We start from the raw sequence: 1,223 nt of genomic DNA on the forward strand, positions 1-1,223 counted from the left end.
CACGGCTAGCGCATTTTAATCCCAGACTCTAACAGGGTTGAGCGGTAATCATCGTCTAGCCCTGCCATTTTCTTTTTCCTCGCCATACTTGCTGACTTAGATGCATCTTGTTTAAAAAGCGCCATGGCTATCTTTCGCATTACATTAAACATTAATGGCCCTTGAAGTTTGCGTATTCTCGATTCATCTTCTCTGAAGTTCATATCAAGCATCCAATGCATGCTTTCAACCTGCCAGTGACTGCGTACTGCATTGAGTGCTTGCGCTGCATTTAAGTCTAATGAACTTATATACCAGCGTGTTTCAGTGGTATCCGACCCTGCCGACTTATCATGAACTTCAGCCCTGACCTTAATAATACTCGTTAAGCCAGGCCAACGATAATCCTTGCCTAGCCAGCTTTTATCTATAAGTAACTGCTGGCATGTACGTGTTTCAACACGCCCATGTCCTGAGCTTATTTCGGTATGTTCATCACAATTATGCTTAGTTAACCTTTCACGCTCGCACTTGTGCCACCACGCTTCTAGTTCCTTTTGCATGCCTGAATGATTACCTTTAAGTGCAAGAATATAATCTGCTTTTTGTTGGATGATTTGTTTTGCTATTTCTTGTTGGCATCCCATCGCATCTAACGTAATGATACTGTTTTCAATATCGAGCAGGGTGAGTAATTCTGGTATTGCGGTGATTTCATTTGTTTTATTATCAACAGCCGTCTGCCCAAGCACTAACTGGTGTTGGCAACTCCATGCACTGACCGTGTGTAAGGCACTTTTTCTGTCTTTTGTGGTAAATGAACGCCGTGCGGTTTTGCCATCAATAGCGATGATATCTGCACCTGTGATTTCAATCAGTGATGATATCCAAGATTGAAATGCCCTTTCTATTTCATTTGCTTTTAACCGACACATGACGCGCGCAATCGTGTCATGTTTTGGAATTCCTGCGTTGAACGTACCGTATTTTTTTAACCAATCAAGCTTTAGGTGCCCAAAGTCTTCAATATCTTCCCATCCTTCTGCACCAGAGAGTACAGCGCTAATAGCAAGGAGAAGAATATCGATAAGTTCATGCTTTTTACAACGTTCAATGCGAGGATCTGTAATTGAATTAAAATGTTTCAGAAAAGTAGTGCTCATATTTATGCGACCAAGTAATTATTATGCCTTGATCTGATCGCTACTTGCTCTATAAGTTCAATTTATAATGATCTTGCCGTG

1 protein-coding gene is annotated in these 1,223 nt (G+C 41.3%); it reads right to left on the reverse strand.

The features are described from left to right. Positions 1-5 precede the first annotated feature (5 nt). Positions 6-1,142: an ISAs1 family transposase gene (locus MTN97_RS17775; RefSeq protein ID WP_248475029.1), complete on the reverse strand. Its 1,137-nt coding sequence runs from the start codon at positions 1,140-1,142 to the stop codon at positions 6-8. Between the last annotated feature and the right edge of the window lie 81 nt (positions 1,143-1,223).

This window comes from Pseudoalteromonas sp. 2CM36K (assembly GCF_023161865.1).
Taxonomy (GTDB): Bacteria; Pseudomonadota; Gammaproteobacteria; order Enterobacterales; family Alteromonadaceae; genus Pseudoalteromonas; species Pseudoalteromonas tetraodonis.

What these genes read in the sequence shown, in the direction of transcription:
- MTN97_RS17775 (WP_248475029.1), bottom strand. Translation starts at nt 1,142, where the DNA reads ATGAGCACTACTTTTCTGAAACATTTTAATTCAATTACAGATCCTCGC.